Origin of the sequence: Rhodococcus aetherivorans (assembly GCF_025722975.1) — a bacterium.
Classification (GTDB): domain Bacteria; phylum Actinomycetota; class Actinomycetes; order Mycobacteriales; family Mycobacteriaceae; genus Rhodococcus; species Rhodococcus aetherivorans.
On record NZ_CP106982.1, the window covers coordinates 3,106,899 to 3,126,942 of the forward strand.

Here is a 20,044-nt window from a genome sequence, read left to right on the forward strand (position 1 = left end):
ACGACGCGCGACGTCGCCGCCACACCGGCGACGTGGAGGTGGACCGGTGCGGCATTCCGGGATGCCCGAGGCCCGCGGACTCTACGACCCCGACCGCGAATCGGATTCCTGCGGCGTGGGCGCGATCGTCGACCTGCGCGGCCGCAGCACCCACCGCACCGTCGCCGACGCACTCACCGCGCTGCGCAACCTCGGCCACCGCGGCGCCTGCGGTCGCGAACCCGCCAGCGGTGACGGCGCCGGCATCACCCTCGCGGTCCCCGCCGCGCTCCTCGACGCCGTCACCGGCTTCGAACTCCCGCCGCCGGGGTACTACGCCACCGGCCTGTGCTTTCTGCCCCGCGACCCGCGGCGCCGGGCGACGGCGCGACGGCGGATCCACGCGCTCGCGGCCGAGGAGGATCTCCAGATCCTCGGCTGGCGCGAGGTTCCCGTCGACCCGTCCGGCCTCGGGCGCACCGCCGGAGCGTGCCGACCCCACATCAGCCAGCTGTTCGTCGCCGCCCCCCGCACGGGCGGCGTCCGGCCCGCCGGCGTGGACCTCGACCGGCGGGTGTATCCGCTGCGGCGCCGCGCCGAGCACACCGGCGACGTCTATTTCCCGTCGCTGTCCGCCCGCACCGTCGTCTACAAGGGCATGCTCACGGCACAGCAGTTGCCGGCGTTCTTCCCCGACCTGCGCGATCCGCGCTGCGCCAGCCCGATCGCGCTCGTGCACAGCCGTTTCTCCACCAACACCTTCCCGTCGTGGCGGCTCGCCCAACCGTTCCGGTACAGCGCCCACAACGGCGAGATCAACACGATCCGCGGCAACCGCAACCGGATGCACGCCCGCGAGGGACTCCTGCGCACCGGCCTGCTGCCCGGCGACCTGACCCGGTTGTTCCCGGTCTGCGCCCCCGACATGTCGGACTCGGCCTCCCTCGACGAGGTCCTCGAACTGCTCCACCTCGCCGGGCGCTCGCTGCCGCACGCGGTGACCATGCTCGTCCCGCCCGCATGGGAGAACGAGCCCGACCTCGATCCCCGGCGACGCGCCTTCCACCGCTTCCACGCCGCGCTGCTCGAACCGTGGGACGGGCCGGCGTGCCTGCCCTTCACCGACGGACGGCTGTTCGGTGCCGTGCTCGACCGCAACGGGCTGCGACCCGGCCGGTGGTGCCGCACCGCCGACGACCGCGTCCTGTTCGGCAGTGAAACCGGAATCCTCGACCTGCCACCGGAACACATCGTGCACAAGGGCCGACTCGAGCCGGGCCGGATGCTCCTCGTCGACACCGTCGCCGGCCGCATCGTGCCGCCCGACGAACTGCTCGACACCCTCGCTGCCGCCCACCCCTACGGTCGGTGGCTGCGTGACGGGCAGATCGACCTGGCGGATCTGCCCCGCCCGGGCGGGCACCCCGCCCCGGACCACGACCAGGGCCGGACGCACCGGCTGTTCGGGTACACCCGCGAGGACCTCGAGGTGCTGCTCGAACCGATGGCCGCGACCGGTGCCGAACCGCTCGGCTCGATGGGCGCCGACATCGCCCCCGCGGTGCTGTCGCCGCGTCCCCGGCTGCTCTACGACTACGTCGTCGAATTGTTCGCGCAGGTCACCAACCCGCCGTTGGACGCGATCCGCGAACGGGTCGTCACCTCGATGCGGCGCGTCGCCGGCCCGGAGGACAACCTGTTCGACGCGTCCCCGAAGTCGTGCCGGCAACTGGTGCTGCCCGGCCCGGTCCTCGACACCGACGAACTCGCCGCCGTCGCGGCACTCGGCCCGGACGGGCCGCGCCCGGACCTCGCCTCCCGGGTCCTGCCCGCGCACTTCGCGGCCGGCGGCGACCCCGGCGAGGCCCTCGCCGCCGGGCTCGCGGACCTGCGCCGCGCCGCCGACGCCGCCATCGACGCCGGCCGGGGCATCCTGATCGTCACCGACCGCGGTTGCGGGCCGGACCGCGTCCCCATCCCCTCCCTGCTCGCCGTCTCCGCCGTGCACCACCACCTCGTCCGCACGCGGCGGCGCACCCGCGTCGCGCTGATCGCCGAATCCGGGGATGCGCGCGAGGTCCACCACGTGGCCGCGCTCGTCGGATTCGGCGCCGCGACGGTGTGCCCCTACGTCGCCCTCGACACCGTGCGCTCACTCGCGGCCGCCGGGCGCATCCCCGGCACGGACCCGGCGACGGCCGCGGCGAACTACCGGCGCGCCGTCGTCTCCGGGGTTCGCGAGGTGATGGCCAAGCTCGGAATCTCCACCCTCGCCTCGTACACGGCGGCGCAGACATTCGAGGCCGTCGGCCTTGCCCGCGAGGTCGTGGACGCGTATCTTCCCGGCACCGTCTCCCGGCTGGGCGGCGCGAGCCTCGCCGACCTGGCCCGCGACGCCCGTCGCCGGCACCGGACCGCCTTCGAGAACCGGTGCGCCGAAACGGCTCTCGACAGTGGGGGCGTCTACCGGTATCGACGCGACGGCGAACCTCACCTGTTCACCCCGGAGACGGTGTTCCTGCTGCAGCACGCGACCCGCACCGGGCGGGCGGACGTCTACGCGCGGTACTGCGCCGAGATCGACCGGCTCGCCGCCGCGGGCGGAACCCTGCGCGGGCTGTTGCGCACCGTCGCCGCGGATCCGATCCCGCTCGACGAGGTCGAGCCGGTGGAGGACATCGTGCGCCGCTTCGCCACGGGGGCGATGAGCTACGGTTCGATCTCCGGTGAGGCGCACGAGACCCTCGCCGTCGCGATGAACCGCCTCGGCGGCCGGTCGAACTCGGGGGAGGGCGGGGAGGATCCCGACCGCCTCGGTGACCCGCTGCGCCGCAGCGCCGTCAAGCAGGTCGCCAGCGGCCGCTTCGGTGTCACCGCCGCCTACCTCGCCGACGCGACCGACCTGCAGATCAAGATGGCGCAGGGAGCGAAACCCGGTGAGGGTGGCCAGCTTCCCGGCCACAAGGTGTACCCGTGGATCGCCCGTACCCGGCACGCCACCACGGGCGTCGGACTGATCTCCCCGCCGCCGCACCACGACATCTACTCCATCGAGGACCTCGCCGAGCTCGTCCACGACCTGCGGTGCGCCAACCCGCAGGCCCGCATCCACGTCAAGCTCGTCAGCGGCGTCGGCGTCGGCATCGTCGCCGCCGGCGTCGCCAAGGCCCATGCCGACGTGGTGCTGATCTCCGGCCACGACGGCGGCACCGGGGCGGCCCTGCTCACCGCCCTGCAGCACACCGGCACCCCGTGGGAGATCGGGCTCGCCGAAACCCAGCAGACCCTCGTGCTGAGCGGCCTGCGCGACCGCATCACCGTGCAGTGCGACGGCGGGCTGCGCACCGGCCGCGACGTGATGATCGCGGCGCTGCTCGGCGCCGAGGAGTTCGGGTTCGCCACGGCGCCCCTGGTGGTCCTCGGCTGCATCCTCATGCGGGTGTGCCACCTCGACACGTGTCCCGTCGGCATCGCCACCCAGAACCCCGAACTGCGGGAGAAGTTCACCGGCAGAGCGGAATTCGTGGAGCAGTTCTTCCGGTTCGTCGCCGGGGACGTGCGCCGGCGGCTCGCGGCGCTGGGCCTGTCCCGCCTCGACGACGCCGTCGGCCGGGTCGACCTGCTCGAACCCGACGCGGCACTCGAGCACTGGCGTCGCCGGGGACTCGACCTCGCACCCCTGTTCACCCCGCCGGCCGACGCCCTCGGGGCACCCCCGCAGCGCCGCCGCACCCGCCCCGCCGCCGGACCGCCCGACGCGCCGCTGGACCGTGACCTCATCGCCCGCGCGGCCCCCGCCCTCGACGACGGCCGTCCCGTGCATCTCACCGCCGCCGTCACCAACCGTGACCGCGCCGTCGGCACCCTGCTCGGCTGGACCGCCGGTCGACGGTGCCCCACCGGCCTGAGCGACGACACGGTGCGGATCGATTTGTACGGCAGCGCCGGGCAGTCCCTCGGTGCCTTCCTGCCCGTCGGCATCACCGTCACCGTCACCGGCGACGCCAACGACTATGTCGCCAAGGGCCTGTCCGGCGGACGGGTGGTGGTGCGCCCCGACCCGGCCGCGCCGTTCGACCCGCACGAGCAGATCGTCGCCGGCAACACCGTCCTGTACGGGGCCACCTCCGGGGAGTTGTTCCTGCACGGCCGGGTGGGGGAGCGCTTCGCGGTGCGCAATTCCGGCGCCGACGCCGTGTGCGAGGGCACCGGCGACCATGCCTGCGAGTACATGACCGGGGGCCGCGTCGTGATCCTCGGCGCCACCGGCCGCAACCTCGGCGCCGGCATGTCCGGGGGGCTGGCCTACGTCCTCGACCTCGAGCCCGGCCGCGTCAACACCGCCTCCGTGCAACTGCAGCCCGTCGACGACGGCGACCTCGCTCCGCTGCGTGACCTGATCGCCCGCCACCACGCGCGCACCGGATCGGCGGTCGCCGGGGAGATCCTCGCCGAATGGCCCGGCAGTGCGGTCCGGTTCACCGCGGTGGTGCCCGAGGATCTGATCCGCGTCCGCGCCGCGGCGTGCGAGCGCCCCACCCCGGTGGGAGCCGACGGTGCCTGATCCCCGCGGATTCCTGCGCTACGACCGACGCGAACCGCCGCGCCGGCCCGCCGCCGAGCGCGTCCGCGACTGGGCGGAGGTGCACCGGGCGCAGCCCCCGGACGAGGAGGCGCTCTCGATCCGGGAGCAGGCCGCCCGCTGCATGGACTGCGGTATCCCCTTCTGCCACAGCGCCGGCACCGGCTGCCCGCTCGGCAACCTCATCCCCGAATGGAACGACCTGGTGCGTCGTGACCTGTGGGCCGAGGCCGCCGACCGGCTGCACGCCACCGACAACTTCCCCGAGTTCACCGGCCGGCTGTGCCCGGCACCCTGTGAATCCGCCTGCGTGCTCGCCCGGGACGACCACACCGCGGGCGTGACCGTCGAACGGATCGAGCGGGCGATCGCCGACCGGGCCTGGGTCGACGGCCGCGTGCCGCCGCGCCCCCCGGTCCGCAGCACCGGGAGATCCGTCGCCGTCGTCGGCTCCGGACCGGCGGGTCTCGCCGCGGCCCAGCAGCTCACCCGCGCCGGACACGCCGTGACCGTCCTCGAGCGCGCCGACCGGCTCGGCGGACTGCTGCGCTACGGCATCCCGGCGTTCAAGATGGACAAGGCCCTCGTCGACAGGCGCCTCGCGCAGATGCGCGCCGAGGGCACGGTCTTCCGCACCGGCACCGAGGCCGGGATCGACCCGGATGTCGCCACGCTGCGGGCCGGCTTCGACGCGGTGGTCCTCGCGGTCGGGGCCGGCCGCGCCCGCGACCTGGCCGTCCCGGGGCGGGAACTCGGCGGGGTGCACCCCGCGATGGAGTACCTCGTCGCCGCCAACCACGAGTGCGAGGGCGACGGGCCCGCGGCCCTCACCGCCGCCGGACGGCACGTGGTCATCGTCGGCGGCGGGGACACCGGCGCCGACTGCTTCGGCACCGCACTGCGTCAGGGCGCGCGTTCCGTCACCCAGCTCGACTATCGGCCCCGGCCGCCCGGACGCCGCGACGAGGACGTCACGCCGTGGCCGCTCGCGCCGTGGGTGCTGCGAACGGCGCCCGCGCACGAGGAGGGCGGGACCCGCCGGTTCGAAGTGACGGTGCAGCGCTTCGTCGGTTCCCGTGGGCGGGTGCGGGCGCTCGAACTGGCCGAGGTCGACGCGCGCCGCCTCCCCCTCGGGGACCCCTTCGAGATTCCCTGCGACCTCGCCCTCCTCGCCGTCGGCTTCGAGGGGGTCCAGCGCGGACCGCTCCTCGACGCCCTCGGCCTGACCCCCGGCGTCCGGGGCACTCTCGACTGCGACGAGCGCTGGCAGACCTCGGCCCCGGGGGTGTTCGTGTGCGGCGACGCCCACCGCGGTGCGTCGCTGGTGGTGTGGGCGATCGCCGAGGGACGCGCGGCGGCGCGCGGTGTGGACGCGTTCCTCACGGGCGAGTCGACGCTGCCGGCGCCGGTCCATCCCCGGTCGCTGCATCTGGACCCCCGGCGTTTCCCGGCTCGGCCGCCCGGGTAGGCCACCCGGGAGCGGCGCACCGGTCGCCGCAGGAAAGGAGCGTCATGAGCACGATCACCGAGTCGGTCGACGTCCATGTCCCGATCCGTACGGCCTACAACCAGTGGACGCAGTTCGAGGAGTTCCCCCGCTTCATGGAGGGCGTCGAGCGGATCCGCCAGATCGACGACACCCACACCCACTGGGTCGTCAAGGTCGCCGGCGGGACGAAGGAGTTCGACGCCACGATCACCGAGCAGCATCCCGACGAGCGCGTCGCATGGAGGTCCGACGCCGGGCCGGACCACGCCGGCGTGATCACCTTCCACCGGCTCGACGACACCACCACGCGGGTCACCGCGCAGATGGACATCGACCCCGAGGGCTTCTTCGAGAACGTCGCCGACAAGCTCGGCCTCCTCGATCGCCGCGTGAAGAGCGACATGCGGCACTTCAAGCAGTTCATCGAGGAACGCGGCGTCGCCGACGGCGCATGGCGCGGTGAGGTCGATCGTCCGGGCCCGTGACCGTGGACTTCCGGCCGAAGGAGAATCCGTGACGGAGAAGAAGCCGACCGACGGCAACCGGCCCAAGGGGGGCCGGCCCGGCCCGGTGGACGAGGGCAGGAACGGCGGCATGGCGACTCGGGAGCACGCCCCGGAAATCGCCGAGAACCCCACCGCCGAGAACTCCACCGACGACTGATCGCAGAGGCCGGAAGGGGCGATGCGGCCGAACCGCATCGCCCCTTCCGCCGTCGCACGGGCTGTCGACGGTCACGGCGTGCCGGGGTCGAGGGCGTCCTCCGTCGGCGCCGCCGACCCCGCTTCGAGCCCGCGCCCGGCTGTGATTCAGGCGCTCGCGGCCGCGGTGGTGCCGGATCCGCTCGCGCGCAGGTCCGTGAGGAAGGCGTTGGCCCACCGGTCGACGTCGTGGTGGAGCACCTGGGTGCGCAGGGACTGCATCCGGCGCGCCGCCGTCGCCGGTTCCTCGGTGGCGGCGATGACGATCGCGCGTTTGACGGCGTCGAGATCGTGCGGGTTGACCAGATGAGCGCGGCGCAGCTCGCTGGCCGCCCCGGTGAACTCGCTCAGGACGAGGGCACCGGTGCCGTCGGTCCGGCAGGCGATGTACTCCTTGGCGACGAGGTTCATGCCGTCGCGCAGGGGTGTGACGAGCATGACGTCCGCCGCGCTGTACAGGGCCATGAGCTCGTCGCGGTCGACGGGCCGGTGCAGGTAGTGCACCACCGGCCGGCCCAGCTGCCCGTACTCGCCGTTGAGGTGGCCGACCTTGCGCTCGATGTCCTCGCGCAACTGGGCGTAGGCGGACACGCGCTCGCGACTCGGGGTGGCCAGCTGCACCATGACGACCTTCTCGGGGTCGAGGGTGCCCTCGTCGAGCAGCTCGTGCAGCGCTTCGAGCCGAATGTCGATGCCCTTGGTGTAGTCGAGCCGGTCCACGCCCAGCAGCAGGGTCTCGGGGTTGCCGAGTTCCTCGCGAACCTGCGCGGCCCGCTCGCGGATGTGGGGGGACCGGACGCGTTCGGCGAAGTGGGCCGAGTCGATCGAGATGGGGAAGGCGCCGACCTGCACCCGCCGGTCGCCGACGTCGACGGTGCCCACGCACGAGTCCAGGTCGGAGTGCGCGCTCGTGTGCAGACCGAGCAGCCGCTGTGCCAGGAACAGGAAGTTGCGGGCGCCGCCGGGCAGGTGGAAGCCCACCAGGTCGGCGCCGAGCAGGCCCTCCACGACGGCGGTGCGCCACGGCAGTTGCAGGAACAGCTCGGTGGGCGGGAAGGGGATGTGCAGGAAGAAGCCGATCTTCAGGTCGGGCCGGAGGTCGCGCAGCATCTTGGGCACGAGCTGGAGCTGGTAATCGTGCACCCACACCGTCGCGCCCGGGGCGGCCGCGTCGGCCGCGGCCTCGGCGAAGCGGCGGTTGACCGCGACGTATGTCCGCCACCACGTGCGGTCGTAGGCGGGAGCGACGATCGCGTCGTGGTACAGCGGCCACAGCGTCGCGTTGGAGAATCCCTCGTAGTAGCCGGCGACCTCGCCTTCGGTGAGGGAGACCGGATGCAGCGTGATGCCGTCCTCGGTGAACGGATCGAAGGCGACGTCGGGGGCGCCGGGCCAGCCCACCCACGCGCCGTCGGCGGCGCGCAGCACCGGCTCCAGGGCGGTGACGAGCCCGCCCGGGCTGCGGCGCCACCCGCCGCGCCCGTCGTCGGCCGACGGGTCGTAGTCCACGGGGAGCCGATTGGCCACCACCACCAGGTCCGCTGCGGTCATCGCGTCGCGCCTCCTTGCTCGACACCGGGGCCGGTCGCTCCGGCGACTGCCGTCGAACTCGTACTTATGACAAGTAGTTTTTGTGTATCACTCGGGGCGGGGCGCGGAGGCACTTCGCCGCGCTCGGTATCCCGGGAAGCGACGCCCCCGCACCCCGCCGGTAGATAATCTGTCTCGCACAATAGAAATTTTGTCAAATGGAAGATGCAATTACTGCGGAACACCGGCCCGGTGCGGTGCGACGGGGAGGGTATCGACGATGTCCTTCCCGCGGAGGGTGGCACGGGCTTGCTTGCCGGCGGTTTCGGCGCCCGGGTGCCGGGGTAATCCGGCTGCGGGGTGCCCGGCACCTAAGTGCCGACACCGGCGGGCCGGCGAGACGGCCCGCGGAGGTACTACACACGAGCCTGTAGGAGGAATCGAAGATGGCGAAGTTCACCGTCCCCGGCCTGAGCGACAGCGAGGGCGTCCGGGTGGCCGAAGTGCTGCAGAATCGGCTCAGCGCCTACAACGACCTGCACCTCACCCTCAAGCACGTTCACTGGAACGTCGTGGGACCGAACTTCATCGGCGTGCACGAGATGATCGATCCGCAGGTCGACGCGGTCCGCGGATTCGCCGACGACGTCGCCGAACGCATCGCCGCGCTCGGGTCGTCCCCGAAGGGGACCGCGGGCGCGATCGAGAAGGACCGCTCGTGGGACGACTACTCGGTGGGGCGGGACACCGCCCAGGCCCACCTCGCCGCCCTCGACCTGGTGTACGACGGCGTGATCGGGGACTGCCGCAAGGCGATTTCGGAGGTCGGGGAGATCGATCCGATCACCGAGGACCTGCTCATCGGGCAGACGCGCGACCTCGAGAAGTTCCAGTGGTTCGTCCGGGCGCATCTCGAGAACTCGGCCGGAACCCTCGCGCACGAGGGCGCGCGCACCGAACGGCAGGCCGCGGACGAAGCCCGCTGAGCGGGCGAGCCGCCGGCCGGGTCCTTCGCCCGCCGCTGCGCGCAGACATCACCGGCCGCCGGACAGCGCATTGCACACCCCGCGCCGTCCGGCGGCCGGGGGTGTCCGCTGGAGGTCGCTCAGCTGTTGCCGTTGTCCGCCCGCAGGCGCGCGTTGTCCGACTCGAGTCGCGCATTGGCATCCTCGAGCCGGGCCTTGTCGGATTCCAGGCGAGCCTTGTCCGATTCGAGCCGGGCATTGTGGGATTCGAGACGTGCGTTGTGGGACGCCAGTTCGGCGTGGTTCGACTCGAGGCGGAAGATCTGGGCGATGCCGGCCAGATTGATGCCCTCGGCGAGGAGTTCGCCGATGCGTCGCAGGCGCGCCACGTCCTCGTCGCTGTAGCGGCGGGTGCCGCCTTCGGTGCGCGCGGGGCTGAGCAGTCCGCGGCGTTCGTACAGGCGCATGGACTGCGGATCGACCCCGGACAGCTCGGAGGCCACCGAGATGCCGTAGACACCGCGGCGGGAGTGCGGTAGCGGCTCCTTCCTCGTTTTCTCCATTTCAGATTCCCTCGTTCGGTGTCCTCGCTGCCATGGCCTCCGGTGTGCCGAATCTACCCGATCGCCACAGGAAACCTTCCGTGCCGGAGACAATTCCCGGGCGACGCCGGCGCGGACCCGGACCGCCGGGAAGCGGGCTCTCCGGTACGAATATCTCTCTTGTATGACACACATTTTATGCATCGCGTGGGGTGGCCGCGATCGATGCCGCGCCGTTTCCGTGCCCCGCCCCCGCCGTCCGGACGGGAGTGCCGTCCTGCGCCGCGGGCGCACGCCGCCGGATCCGTCTCCGTCACAGGGGGTTCCGCGGGCCGCTCCGGCACCGACGAGATCGGGCGCCGCATCCGGCGGAGGTACGGGGACGGCCGGACCGATGCCCGGGGCAACCGGACGTCGGCCCTCGGCCGAGCGGGCACGGCGTCGGCGCTGCACCGGCTGTGCTCCGCCACCGCCGCACGGGTACTAGGCTCGACCGCGTGACCCGACGCACCAAGATCGTTTGCACCATGGGCCCGGCCACGGCAGACCCCGAGGTCCTGAGGGAACTCGTCGACGCCGGGATGGACGTGGCCCGCCTCAACTTCAGCCACGGCGAACACGCCGATCACGAGGCCCACTACCGCCGCGTGCGGGAGGCCTCCGATACCAGCGGGCATGCCGTCGGCATCCTCGCCGACCTGCAGGGCCCGAAGATCCGCCTCGGCCGGTTCGCCGAGGGGCCGACGGTGTGGAATACCGGCGAGATCGTCCGGATCACCGTCGACGACGTCGAGGGAACCCACGACCGGGTCTCGACCACCTACAAGCAGCTCGCCGACGACGCGCGCCCGGGGGATCGCCTGCTCGTCGACGACGGCAAGGTCGGCCTGGTCGTCGAGCACGTCGAGGGCAGGGATGTGGTCTGCCGCGTCACCGAGGGTGGGCCGGTCAGCAACAACAAGGGCGTGTCCCTGCCGGGGATGAACATCTCGGTTCCGGCGCTGTCGGAGAAGGACATCGAGGATCTCGAGTTCGCCATGCGGCTCGGCGTGGACTTCGTCGCCTTGTCGTTCGTGCGCTCCCCGGCCGACATCGAGCTCGTGCACGAGGTGATGGATCGGGTGGGCCACCGCGTGCCGGTGATCGCCAAGCTCGAGAAGCCCGAGGCCATCGAGAATCTCGAGGCGGTCGTGCTGGCGTTCGATGCGGTGATGGTCGCCCGCGGTGACCTCGGCGTCGAGATGCCGCTCGAGGAGGTGCCGCTGGTGCAGAAGCGGGCGATCCAGATCGCCCGCGAGAACGCCAAGCCCGTCATCGTGGCCACGCAGATGCTCGAGTCGATGATCGAGAACTCCCGGCCGACCCGCGCCGAGGCCTCCGACGTCGCCAACGCGGTCCTCGACGGTGCGGACGCGGTGATGCTCTCCGGCGAGACGTCGGTGGGCAAGTACCCGGTCGAGACGGTGCGGACGATGGCCCGCATCATCGCGGCCGTGGAGTCCGATCCCACCCGGGTGCCGGCGCTGACCCACGTGCCGCGCACCAAGCGCGGGGTGATCTCCTACGCGGCGCGCGACATCGGCGAGCGGCTCGACGCCAAGGCGCTGGTGGCGTTCACCCAGTCCGGCGACACGGTGCGGCGCCTGGCGCGGCTGCACACCCGGCTGCCGCTGCTGGCGTTCACCCCGGTCCCGCACATCCGCAGCCAGCTGGCGCTGACATGGGGCACCGAGACCTTCTCCGTCGAGCCGGTCGACACGACCGACGTGATGGTGCAGCAGGTCGACGCGGCGCTGCTCTCGCTCGGCCGGTACCAGCGCGGCGACCTCGTGGTCATCGTGGCCGGGTCCCCGCCCGGCCGCTCCGGGTCGACCAACCTGATCCACGTGCACCGGATCGGGGAGAAGGACACCCATTGAGCCGTCGCACCGCGACCGATCTCGAGGTCCTCGTCGACCTGCTCGATCTCGAGCAGGTCGACGAGGACCTCTACCGGGGTGAGCACCCGATCCAGGTGGGCAGCCGCACCTTCGGCGGCCAGCTCGTCGCTCAGGCCCTGATCGCGGCCGGCCGCACGGTCGGGGACCGGCCGGTGCACGCGCTCAACGCCCACTTCATCCGCGGCGGCGACGTCAAGGCGCCGATCGAGTACCGGGTGGTCCGGCACCGCGACGGCCGGGATTTCGCGAACCGCATGGTCACCGCCTCCCAGAACGGCCAGGAGCTGTTCGTCATGCTCGCCGCCTTCCAGCGGTGGGGCAAAGGGCTCGAACATGCGGTGAGCGTTCCCGAGGTGCCCTACCCCGATGTGCTGCCGCCGCTCGGGGACCACCTGTCCGGGTTCGAGGATCACCTGCCGCACTTCGTCAACGCCCTCAAGCCGATCGACATGCGGTACGCCAACGACCCCGCCTGGATCCTCAAGGGCACCGGGGAACGTCTCTCGCACAACCGGGTGTGGATGCGCGCCGACGGCGCGCTGCCCGAGGATGCGCTCCTGCACGCCGCCACCCTGGCCTACAGCTCCGATACCACCGTGCTCGACTCGATCCTCACCACCCACGGGCTGTCCTGGGGGCTGGACCGGATCGTCGCCGCCACCGTCAACCACTCCATGTGGTTCCACCGGCCGGTCCGGTTCGACGAGTGGATTCTGTACGCCACCGAGTCCCCGGTCGCGGCGGGATCGCGCGGGCTGGCGACGGGCCGCTACTTCACCCTCGAGGGGGAACTCGTGGCGACGGTCGTGCAGGAGGGGCTGATCCGTCATTTCCCGCGCCGCGGCTGACGTGGGCGACCGTGTCCGCGCCCCCGCCGGCCGGCCGCGGGGGCGCGCACACACGCGCCCTCGCCGTCACCGCCCGGTCCGCCGCCTGCCGCGCAGTCCCTCGTCCCGCGTGGGGCGCTTCTCATTCCTCCACCCGGCGACGGCGGCGGTCGAGTTCGTCGAGGATCAGCCCCAGTCCGTAGTCGAACTCGTCCGCGAACGAGTAGTCCTTTCCGATCACCAGTTCGCCGACCATTTCCGCCAGGTAGGGGTAGGCGTCGGCCGGCACGTCGATCTCCGAGGCGAACTCCTCGGCGCCGTCCGCCGACGCGAAGGGCAGTTTCAGTTCGGTGGGCACGAAGCCGTACACGTATGCGTCGATCACCGAGAAGGCGTGGGACGCAAGGGCAACCGGGAAGCCGTTCGTGCGCAGGCAACCGAGCACGGCGTCGTGGTGCCGCAAGAGCGACGGACCGGGCGAACGGCGGGACTCGATCAAGGTCAGCGCCCAGGGATGCCGGGCGAGCACGTTCCGCGCCGAGGTCGCCCGGTGCAACATCGCAGGCCGCCACGGTTCGCCCGGTCCGGGCAGCACGATTCCCGCGAAGATCCAGTCCGCGAGGCCATCGAGCAGATCGTCCTTGTTGGCGACGTGGTGGTAGAGAGACATTGCCTCCACGCCGAGTTCCTTGCCGACGTTGCGCATGCTCACCGCGGTGAGGCCGCCGCGGTCGGCTACGCGAACCGCGGCCTCGATGATCCCGATGCGGCTCAGCCCCGGCCGTTCGTTCATGTCTCCCTCACGACTCTTGCGTACTTACAGGCGTAAGCCTAGTCTTCCCGGACAAGACTTACATCCGTAAGGGAGGGCTCATGAAGGCCGCAATCGTCGACAGGTACGGGCCACCGCACGTCGTCCGCGTCGCGGAGGTGCCCACTCCGGTCCCCCGGGACACGGAAGTCCTCGTCCGCGTCGTCGCCGCGGCCGTGACGGCCGCGGACTCGCGGATCCGCGCGGCCCGCTTCCCCCGCGGATTCGGCCCGTTCGCCCGGCTGATGTTCGGCGTGTTCCGGCCCAGGCGAAAGATCCTGGGCGGCACCTTCTCCGGTGTCGTCGAGTCGGTCGGCGCGAGGGCCGGCGGGTACACCCGTGGCGACGAAGTGTGCGGCATGACCGGACTCGCAATGGGGGCGCACGCGGAATACGTCACGGTCCCGGCGGAGCGGGTGGTTCGCAAACCGGCAGCGGTCACTCACCCGGATGCGGCGGCGCTGCTCTTCGGCGGGACCACCGCGTTGCACTTCCTGCGAGACAAGGCCTCACCGGGACGTGGCGATTCTGTGCTCGTGAACGGGGCGTCGGGCGCGATCGGAACCAACGCCGTTCAGCTGGCCAAGCATTTCGGCGCCACCGTCACGGCCGTCACCAGCACCGCCAATCTCGGCCTCGTCTCCGACCTCGGCGCCGACAAGGTCATCGACTACACGGTCACCGATGTGTCCGACCTGACCGACCGCTTCGACGTCGTACTCGACACTGTCGGCAACCTCACCCCCTCGTCCGGACGGAAGCTCCTCACCGACGGGGGCGTTCTGTTGCTTGCGGTGGCAAACCTATGGGAGACCATGCGCCCCGGCGCCGATGTCAAGACGGGTGCTGCGCCCGAGCGACCCGAGGACGTCGAGTTCCTCCTGGAGTTGTCGGCCGCCGGTCGGCTCGTCGCCGTCACCGACGACATCGGTGGTCTCGACCAGATCGTATCGGCCCACACGCGAGTGGACTCCGGCCACAAGGTCGGCAACATCATCGTCCGGCCCGCGGGGTGACGGCACCACGCCGAAGCCGAGGATTCTGTCGAGCGGGTGGCCCTGCGATGGCGGAAACTGGGCCGATGACGATGTTCACCCCGATCAACCCGGCCGATCTGGCCGGCGTCATCGCCGAACGCGCAGCCGGGCACCGCCGACGGGTGTGCGTCGGGATCTCTGCCGCCGACGCGGCCGCACCGCTGAACCTTGCGGAGGAGGTCGCCGCGCGCCTGCGCGTCGAGGGCCGGCCGGCGGCAGTGCTGTCGCTCCACGACTTCGTGCGCCCGGCCTCGCTCCGTTTCGAGCACGGACGCACCGATTACGAGAGCTACCGGACGAACTGGTTCGACTACGGCGCGCTCGACCGCGAAGTCGTTCGGGGACTTCACGAAAAGAAGCGATGGCTGCCGCGGTTGTGGGACGAGGCGGGGGACCGGTCGGCTCGTGCCCGCCGGGTGGACGCTCCCGACGGTCAGGTGCTCGTGGTCGCCGGCCCGATGTTGCTCGGTCGCGGACTCGCCTTCGACGTCGCGGTGCACCTGGCGATGTCGCGGGCCGCGTTGGGCCGGCTGACGCCCGACGAGGACCGCTGGACGATCCCGCCGCTGCTCGAGCACGACGCCGCCGCGGCCGCGGAGGCCGACATCGTCGTGCGGTACGACCATCCGGATCGCCCGGCGATGCACGCCGCCGGTGCGATCCGGTCCGGGAACGGGGACCGGCGATCCGGTCAGCGGCAATGAGCCGGTCGGCGGGTGGGTCCCGATCCCGGGCGGCGGGCGATCGCACGCACACCGGGCCCCGACGTCGAGCCTCGACCGGTCAACGAGCGCTACATCCTCGCCCCGGGGCCCTGTGCGCGTCATGGGGCGCACGGGCGGTCACAGCTTGTAACCGATCGTGCGCAGCAGTGCCTTGCGGTCGGCGACGTCGGCGCTCGTCTCCACGCCGAGGGGTGGGTTCCCGTCGATCACCCCGGCAATGCCTCGGCCGAGCTCCGTCTCGGCCACGATGATCTCGACGGCGTTGGCCGTGGCGCAGAAGATGCCGCATACCTCCGGTACCTGCTTCAGCGTGTTCAGGATGTTCACCGGATAGCCGTCCTCCACGAACACGAAGAACGAGTGGCCTGCGCCGACCGCCAGGGCGTTGCGCCTGGCCAATTCGACGAGCCGGTCGTCGTTGCCCGAGAAGCGCACGAGGCGAGGTCCGGAGGCTTCGCAGAACGCGACTCCGAACCGGAGGTGGGGACTCACCCCGGCCAGTGCTTCGTGCAGGTCCTCGACGGTCTTGATGAAGTGGGCCTGCCCGACGACGACGTTCATGTCGTCGGGCTTGTCGATCGCCACGATGTGCAGCTCCACGATCGCCTCCTCGGATGCCCTGCGGCTCGGCAGGCCAGCGTCGACAGACAGTCTGCCCCGCTGGGCAACCCGGGGGCAACGACGGGAGAACGGGAGAGGACCGGAGCGGATCTGCCGAACCCGGCTGGGGTGCGGCGCTGGCAGGGCCGGATCCGGGATCGGACCGGCTCGGGTTCTCGGCACGCAACATCCCGGATAGTGTTCTCGCCCAGCAGGTCCCGCACCGCGTCAGCGACCGACGCCGGCGCAGGCTTCGGTTGGTGGGGCTGCCCGAAGCCGAAGCCTGCGTCGACGGGATCCTCGGCAGGATCGCCGTCACCGTGAGTCACACCGGCATGCACCGCTGCGAGCGCCGGCAACGCGGGACGGTCGAAGGCCCGGAGGGCTCCCCGTCGTGTCCGTGCGGGTCCGCGGCAGCACCCGCACGCCCGTGCGGCGGATGCCCGAGGGACCAATGCCCCTATGCCGGCCGTTCCGGGCGGCGCATGATCGGCTCGACGCGATCTGCACCGGAGGGAGCGGCCGTGACGACCAGCAGCGACGCGGTGATCCGCAAGACGGCCGACGACCTGCGGGTCCCGCCGAACCTGTCGGACTACGAGGCCACCTGTGCCCGGTTCACGTGGGACGAGGCGGCGGCGCAGGTGCCGGGCCCCCCGGGCGGGGGGTGCAACATCGCCTGGTCGGCGGTCGACCGGCACGCCGACGGCCCGCTGCGGGACCGTCCCGCCCTCCGGTTCCTCGGTGCCGGTGACGCGACGGGCCGTATCGACGTCACGGAGTTGTCGTACGGCGACCTCGCAGACCGCGTCCGCCGCTTCACCCGCGTCCTGCGCGACCTCGGAATCGGCAAGGGCGACCGGCTGTTCGTGTTCTCCGGCCGGATCCCCGAGCTGTACATCGCCGTCCTCGGTGCCCTGCGCAACGGCACGGTCGTCACCCCGCTGTTCTCGGCCTTCGGTCCCGAACCCCTGCTCACCCGCCTCGAACTCGGCTCCGCACAGGTATTGGTGACCACGGAGGCGCTGTACCACCGGCGCGTCGCGGGGGTGCGCGACCGGGTGCCGACCCTCGAGCACGTGCTGCTCGTCGGCGACGACGACGCCGCCACCGACGTTCCCGGCACCCTCGACCTACGGGCCCTGCTCGACGCCGCCGAGCCGGCCGCCGATCCCACACCCACCACCGCCGGCGACCCGTCGTTGCTGCACTTCACGAGCGGCACCACCGGCACCCCCAAGGGGGCGCTGCACGTGCACGGCGCCGTCGTCACCCACTACGCCACCGGCCGCTACGCCCTCGACCTGCATCCCGACGACATCTACTGGTGCACCGCCGATCCCGGCTGGGTGACGGGCACGTCGTACGGCATCGTCGCGCCGCTGCTGCACGGCGTCACCTCGATCGTCGACGAAGCCGAGTTCGACGCCGAACGGTGGTACCGGATCCTGCAGGACCAGCAGATCAGCGTGTGGTACACCGCCCCCACCGCCATCCGGATGCTCATGCGCGCCGGACCCGAGGTCGCGGGACGCTACCGGTTCCCGAACCTGCGGTTCGTCGCCAGCGTCGGCGAGCCGTTGGCACCCGACGCCGTGTGGTGGGGCACCGAGGTGCTGGGGCTGCCCATCCACGACAACTGGTGGCAGACCGAGACCGGCGGCATCATGATCGCCAACACGCCGGCGTTCGACATCAAGCCCGGATCGATGGGCCGGCCCCTGCCCGGCGTCGACGCCCGGATCGTCCGCCGCGACGAGGACGGCACGGTGCACGAGGTCACCGCCGCCGACACCGAGGGTGAACTGGCGCTGCGGGCGGGCTGGCCGTCGATGTTCCGTGGCTACCTGAACCAGGACGAGCGCTACCGCAAGTGCTTCGCCGGCGATCTCTACCTCACCGGGGACCTCGCGCGCCGCGACGCCGACGGATACTTCTGGTTCGTCGGCCGCGCCGACGACGTGATCAAGTCCGCCGGCCATCTCATCGGACCGTTCGAGGTCGAGAGCGCGCTCGCCGAACACCCGGCCGTCCTCGAAGCCGCCGTGATCGGTGTGCCGGACGAGATCCTCGGCGAACGGGTGAAGGCGTTCGTCGTCCTCGAGCGCGGCGTCGAACCCGACGACGCGTTGCGCCGCAAGCTGATCGGGCACGCCCGCGTCCGGCTCGGTGCGGCCGTCGCCCCCAAGGAACTCACGTTCGTCGACTCGCTGCCGCACACCCGCAGCGGCAAGACCCTGCGCCGGCTGCTCAAGGCCCGCGAACTCGGCCTCGCGGAAGGCGACACGTCGACGCTCGAGACCCCGGAGGTGGCCGGATGACCAGCGACACCGAGCAGGCCGGCGGGGGCGCCGCCGGATTCCCCTACGACCGCGACTTCGCGCTCGCGCTGCTGGCCGACATGCTGCGCATCCGCCGGATGGAGGAGAAGGCCGCCGAACTCTACGGCGCCGGCAAGATCCGCGGATTCCTGCACCTGTACGTGGGGGAGGAGGCCGTGGCGGTCGGCGCGCTGCACGCGCTCGACCCGGGCGACACGGTCGTGGGCACCTACCGTGAGCACGGGCACGCCCTGATCCACGGGCTGTCCATGAACGCGATCATGGCGGAGATGTTCGGCAAGCAGGAAGGCTGCTCCCGCGGGCGCGGCGGCTCGATGCACCTGTTCGACGCCGCGACCCGCTTCTACGGCGGCAACGCGATCGTCGGCGGGGGCCTGCCGCTGGCGGTGGGCCTCGCGCTGGCCGACAAGATGCAGAAGATCCCGCGGGTCACCGCGTGCTTCTTCGGTGAGGGGGCGATGGCGGAGGGCGCGTTCCACGAGGCGCTCAACCTCGCGGCCCTGTGGCAGCTGCCGGTGCTGTTCTGCTGCGAGAACAACCTGTACGCCATGGGCACCGCCCTGGCCCGGTCCGAGTCGCAGACCGACCTGTGCGCCAAGGCCGCCGCGTTCGGGGTGCCCACACTCCGGACGGACGGGATGGACGTGCTCGCCGTCCACGAGACGGCCCGGGCCGGGGTCTCCCACGTCCGCAGCACGGGCGGACCGATGTTCCTCGAGTTCCAGACCTACCGATTCCGTGCCCACTCGATGTTCGACCCCGAGCTCTACCGCGACAAGACCGAGGTCGAACGGTGGAAGGAACGCGGCCCCATCCACACGTTCTCGGCGCGGCTGAAGGCGCTGACTCTGCTCACCGAGGAACAGTTCCGGCAGCTCGACGCCCAGGCCGTGGCCGAGGTCGACGACGCCGTCGCCTTCGCCGAGGCCGGCACCTGGGAGCCGGAGTCCGACCTGCTCCGCGACGTGACCACACCGGCCGGGGAGGCATCGTGAAACTCAGCTACCGCGAGGCCCTGCGCGCCGCGCTGCACGACGCCCTGAGCACCGATCCGCGGGTGTTCCTCATGGGCGAGGACATCGGGCGATACGGCGGCACGTACGCCGTGACCAAGGGCCTGCTCGACGAGTTCGGACCCGAACGCATCCGCGACACCCCGCTGTCCGAGCTGGGCTTCGTCGGTGCGGGCATCGGTGCGGCGCTCGGCGGGATGCGGCCGATCGTCGAGATCATGACCGTCAACTTCAGCCTGCTGGCCCTCGATCAGATCGTGAACACCGCCGCCGCACTGCGCCACATGTCCGGCGGCCAGTTCTCCGTGCCGATCGTGATCCGCATGGCCACCGGCGCCGGGCGGCAGCTGGCCGCGCAGCATTCGCACAGCCTCGAGGCGTGGTACGCGCACATCCCCGGCATCCGGGTGCTGGCCCCGGCGACCGTGCGGGACGCCCGCGGCATGCTCGCCCCCGCTCTCGCGGACCCGGACCCGGTCGTCGTGTTCGAGCACGCACTGCTCTACAACACCACCGCCGACATCGACCCCGACGAACCGGTCGACATCGACAGCGCGCGGGTGCTCCGGCCGGGCGGCGACGTGACCCTCGTCGCCTACGGCGGCACCGTCGGCAAGTCCCTCGTCGCGGCGGAAACCCTGGCGGGCAGCGGAATCGAGGCCGAGGTCGTCGACCTGCGGGTGCTGCGCCCGCTGGACACGGCCACCGTCGTGGACTCCGTCCGTCGCACCCACCGGGTGGTGGTCGTCGACGAGGGCTGGCGCAGCGTCGGCCTCTCCGCGGAGGTGACCGCCCGGATCGCCGAGGAGGCGTTCTACGACCTCGACGCACCCGTGGCGCGGGTGTGCAGCGAGGAGGTGCCGGTGCCCTACGCCCGGCACCTGGAGCAGGCGGCCATTCCCCAGCCGGAGAAGATCGTCGCCGCCGTGCTGGCCCTGATGGGCGAGAGCTGAGGAGGCGA

16 protein-coding genes are annotated in these 20,044 nt (G+C 71.8%); 12 read left to right on the forward strand and 4 right to left on the reverse strand.

The window, feature by feature from the left end; all coding sequences use genetic code 11:
- Window positions 1-61: 61 nt before the first annotated feature.
- The 4 genes from gltB to OCS65_RS14135 are packed head-to-tail and all read left to right on the forward strand — an operon-like array spanning window position 62 to window position 6,713.
- A complete protein-coding gene (gene gltB, locus OCS65_RS14120) occupies window positions 62-4,543 on the forward strand; it encodes a glutamate synthase large subunit (RefSeq protein WP_049904246.1) in 4,482 nt (1,493 codons plus the stop codon).
- The gene (locus OCS65_RS14125) at window positions 4,536-6,029 is read left to right on the forward strand and encodes a glutamate synthase subunit beta (protein ID WP_006947044.1); all 1,494 of its coding nucleotides are present in this window, start codon (window positions 4,536-4,538) and stop codon (window positions 6,027-6,029) included. The genes gltB and OCS65_RS14125 overlap by 8 nt, the downstream gene beginning before the upstream one ends.
- Window positions 6,030-6,073: 44 nt before the next feature.
- A complete protein-coding gene (locus OCS65_RS14130) occupies window positions 6,074-6,535 on the forward strand; it encodes an SRPBCC family protein (RefSeq protein WP_006947046.1) in 462 nt (153 codons plus the stop codon).
- Between the two features lie 28 nt (window positions 6,536-6,563).
- The gene (locus tag OCS65_RS14135) at window positions 6,564-6,713 is read left to right on the forward strand and encodes a hypothetical protein (protein ID WP_006947049.1); all 150 of its coding nucleotides are present in this window, start codon (window positions 6,564-6,566) and stop codon (window positions 6,711-6,713) included.
- A gap of 146 nt (window positions 6,714-6,859) precedes the next feature.
- Here the strand turns inward: OCS65_RS14135 and OCS65_RS14140 are convergent, their stop codons facing one another.
- Window positions 6,860-8,302, reverse strand: coding sequence for an alpha,alpha-trehalose-phosphate synthase (UDP-forming) (locus OCS65_RS14140; protein WP_006947050.1), 1,443 nt, complete (start codon window positions 8,300-8,302; stop codon window positions 6,860-6,862).
- A gap of 425 nt (window positions 8,303-8,727) precedes the next feature.
- Between OCS65_RS14140 and OCS65_RS14145 the strand changes: the two genes are divergently transcribed.
- On the forward strand, window positions 8,728-9,267 hold the full coding sequence (locus OCS65_RS14145) for a Dps family protein (protein WP_006947051.1): 540 nt from the start codon (window positions 8,728-8,730) through the stop codon (window positions 9,265-9,267).
- A gap of 119 nt (window positions 9,268-9,386) precedes the next feature.
- Here the strand turns inward: OCS65_RS14145 and OCS65_RS14150 are convergent, their stop codons facing one another.
- A complete protein-coding gene (locus tag OCS65_RS14150; protein WP_006947052.1) occupies window positions 9,387-9,809 on the reverse strand; it encodes a MerR family transcriptional regulator in 423 nt (140 codons plus the stop codon).
- Between the two features lie 476 nt (window positions 9,810-10,285).
- Here OCS65_RS14150 and pyk point away from each other — a divergent pair, with 476 nt between their 5' ends.
- Both pyk and OCS65_RS14160 read left to right on the forward strand, forming a co-directional pair.
- The gene (gene pyk / locus OCS65_RS14155; protein ID WP_006947055.1) at window positions 10,286-11,707 is read left to right on the forward strand and encodes a pyruvate kinase; all 1,422 of its coding nucleotides are present in this window, start codon (window positions 10,286-10,288) and stop codon (window positions 11,705-11,707) included.
- On the forward strand, window positions 11,704-12,576 hold the full coding sequence (locus OCS65_RS14160) for an acyl-CoA thioesterase II (protein ID WP_029544036.1): 873 nt from the start codon (window positions 11,704-11,706) through the stop codon (window positions 12,574-12,576). Before pyk ends, OCS65_RS14160 begins: the two co-directional genes overlap by 4 nt.
- A gap of 121 nt (window positions 12,577-12,697) precedes the next feature.
- Here the strand turns inward: OCS65_RS14160 and OCS65_RS14165 are convergent, their stop codons facing one another.
- The gene (locus OCS65_RS14165; protein ID WP_263507165.1) at window positions 12,698-13,348 is read right to left on the reverse strand and encodes a TetR/AcrR family transcriptional regulator; all 651 of its coding nucleotides are present in this window, start codon (window positions 13,346-13,348) and stop codon (window positions 12,698-12,700) included.
- An 80-nt stretch (window positions 13,349-13,428) separates the two neighbouring features.
- Between OCS65_RS14165 and OCS65_RS14170 the strand changes: the two genes are divergently transcribed.
- Window positions 13,429-14,382 carry an NAD(P)-dependent alcohol dehydrogenase gene (locus tag OCS65_RS14170; protein ID WP_263507166.1) on the forward strand — a complete coding sequence of 318 codons (954 nt, stop codon included), beginning with the start codon at window positions 13,429-13,431 and terminating at the stop codon, window positions 14,380-14,382.
- A gap of 65 nt (window positions 14,383-14,447) precedes the next feature.
- Window positions 14,448-15,107, forward strand: coding sequence for a nucleoside/nucleotide kinase family protein (locus tag OCS65_RS14175; RefSeq protein WP_185712777.1), 660 nt, complete (start codon window positions 14,448-14,450; stop codon window positions 15,105-15,107).
- A 138-nt stretch (window positions 15,108-15,245) separates the two neighbouring features.
- Here the strand turns inward: OCS65_RS14175 and OCS65_RS14180 are convergent, their stop codons facing one another.
- The gene (locus OCS65_RS14180; protein ID WP_029544028.1) at window positions 15,246-15,728 is read right to left on the reverse strand and encodes an adenosine-specific kinase; all 483 of its coding nucleotides are present in this window, start codon (window positions 15,726-15,728) and stop codon (window positions 15,246-15,248) included.
- A 485-nt stretch (window positions 15,729-16,213) separates the two neighbouring features.
- On the opposite strand from OCS65_RS14180, the gene acsA reads away from it, so the two are divergent.
- From acsA to OCS65_RS14195, 3 genes are all read left to right on the forward strand, one after another.
- On the forward strand, window positions 16,214-18,049 hold the full coding sequence (gene acsA / locus OCS65_RS14185; protein ID WP_044475750.1) for an acetate--CoA ligase: 1,836 nt from the start codon (window positions 16,214-16,216) through the stop codon (window positions 18,047-18,049).
- Between the two features lie 80 nt (window positions 18,050-18,129).
- Complete coding sequence (gene pdhA / locus OCS65_RS14190) at window positions 18,130-19,065, forward strand: pyruvate dehydrogenase (acetyl-transferring) E1 component subunit alpha (protein ID WP_376744871.1); 936 nt, start codon at window positions 18,130-18,132, stop codon at window positions 19,063-19,065.
- Window positions 19,062-20,036 (forward strand): alpha-ketoacid dehydrogenase subunit beta, encoded by a 975-nt coding sequence (locus OCS65_RS14195; RefSeq protein WP_263507167.1) that lies wholly within the window; start codon window positions 19,062-19,064, stop codon window positions 20,034-20,036. The genes pdhA and OCS65_RS14195 overlap by 4 nt, the downstream gene beginning before the upstream one ends.
- Window positions 20,037-20,044 lie beyond the last annotated feature (8 nt).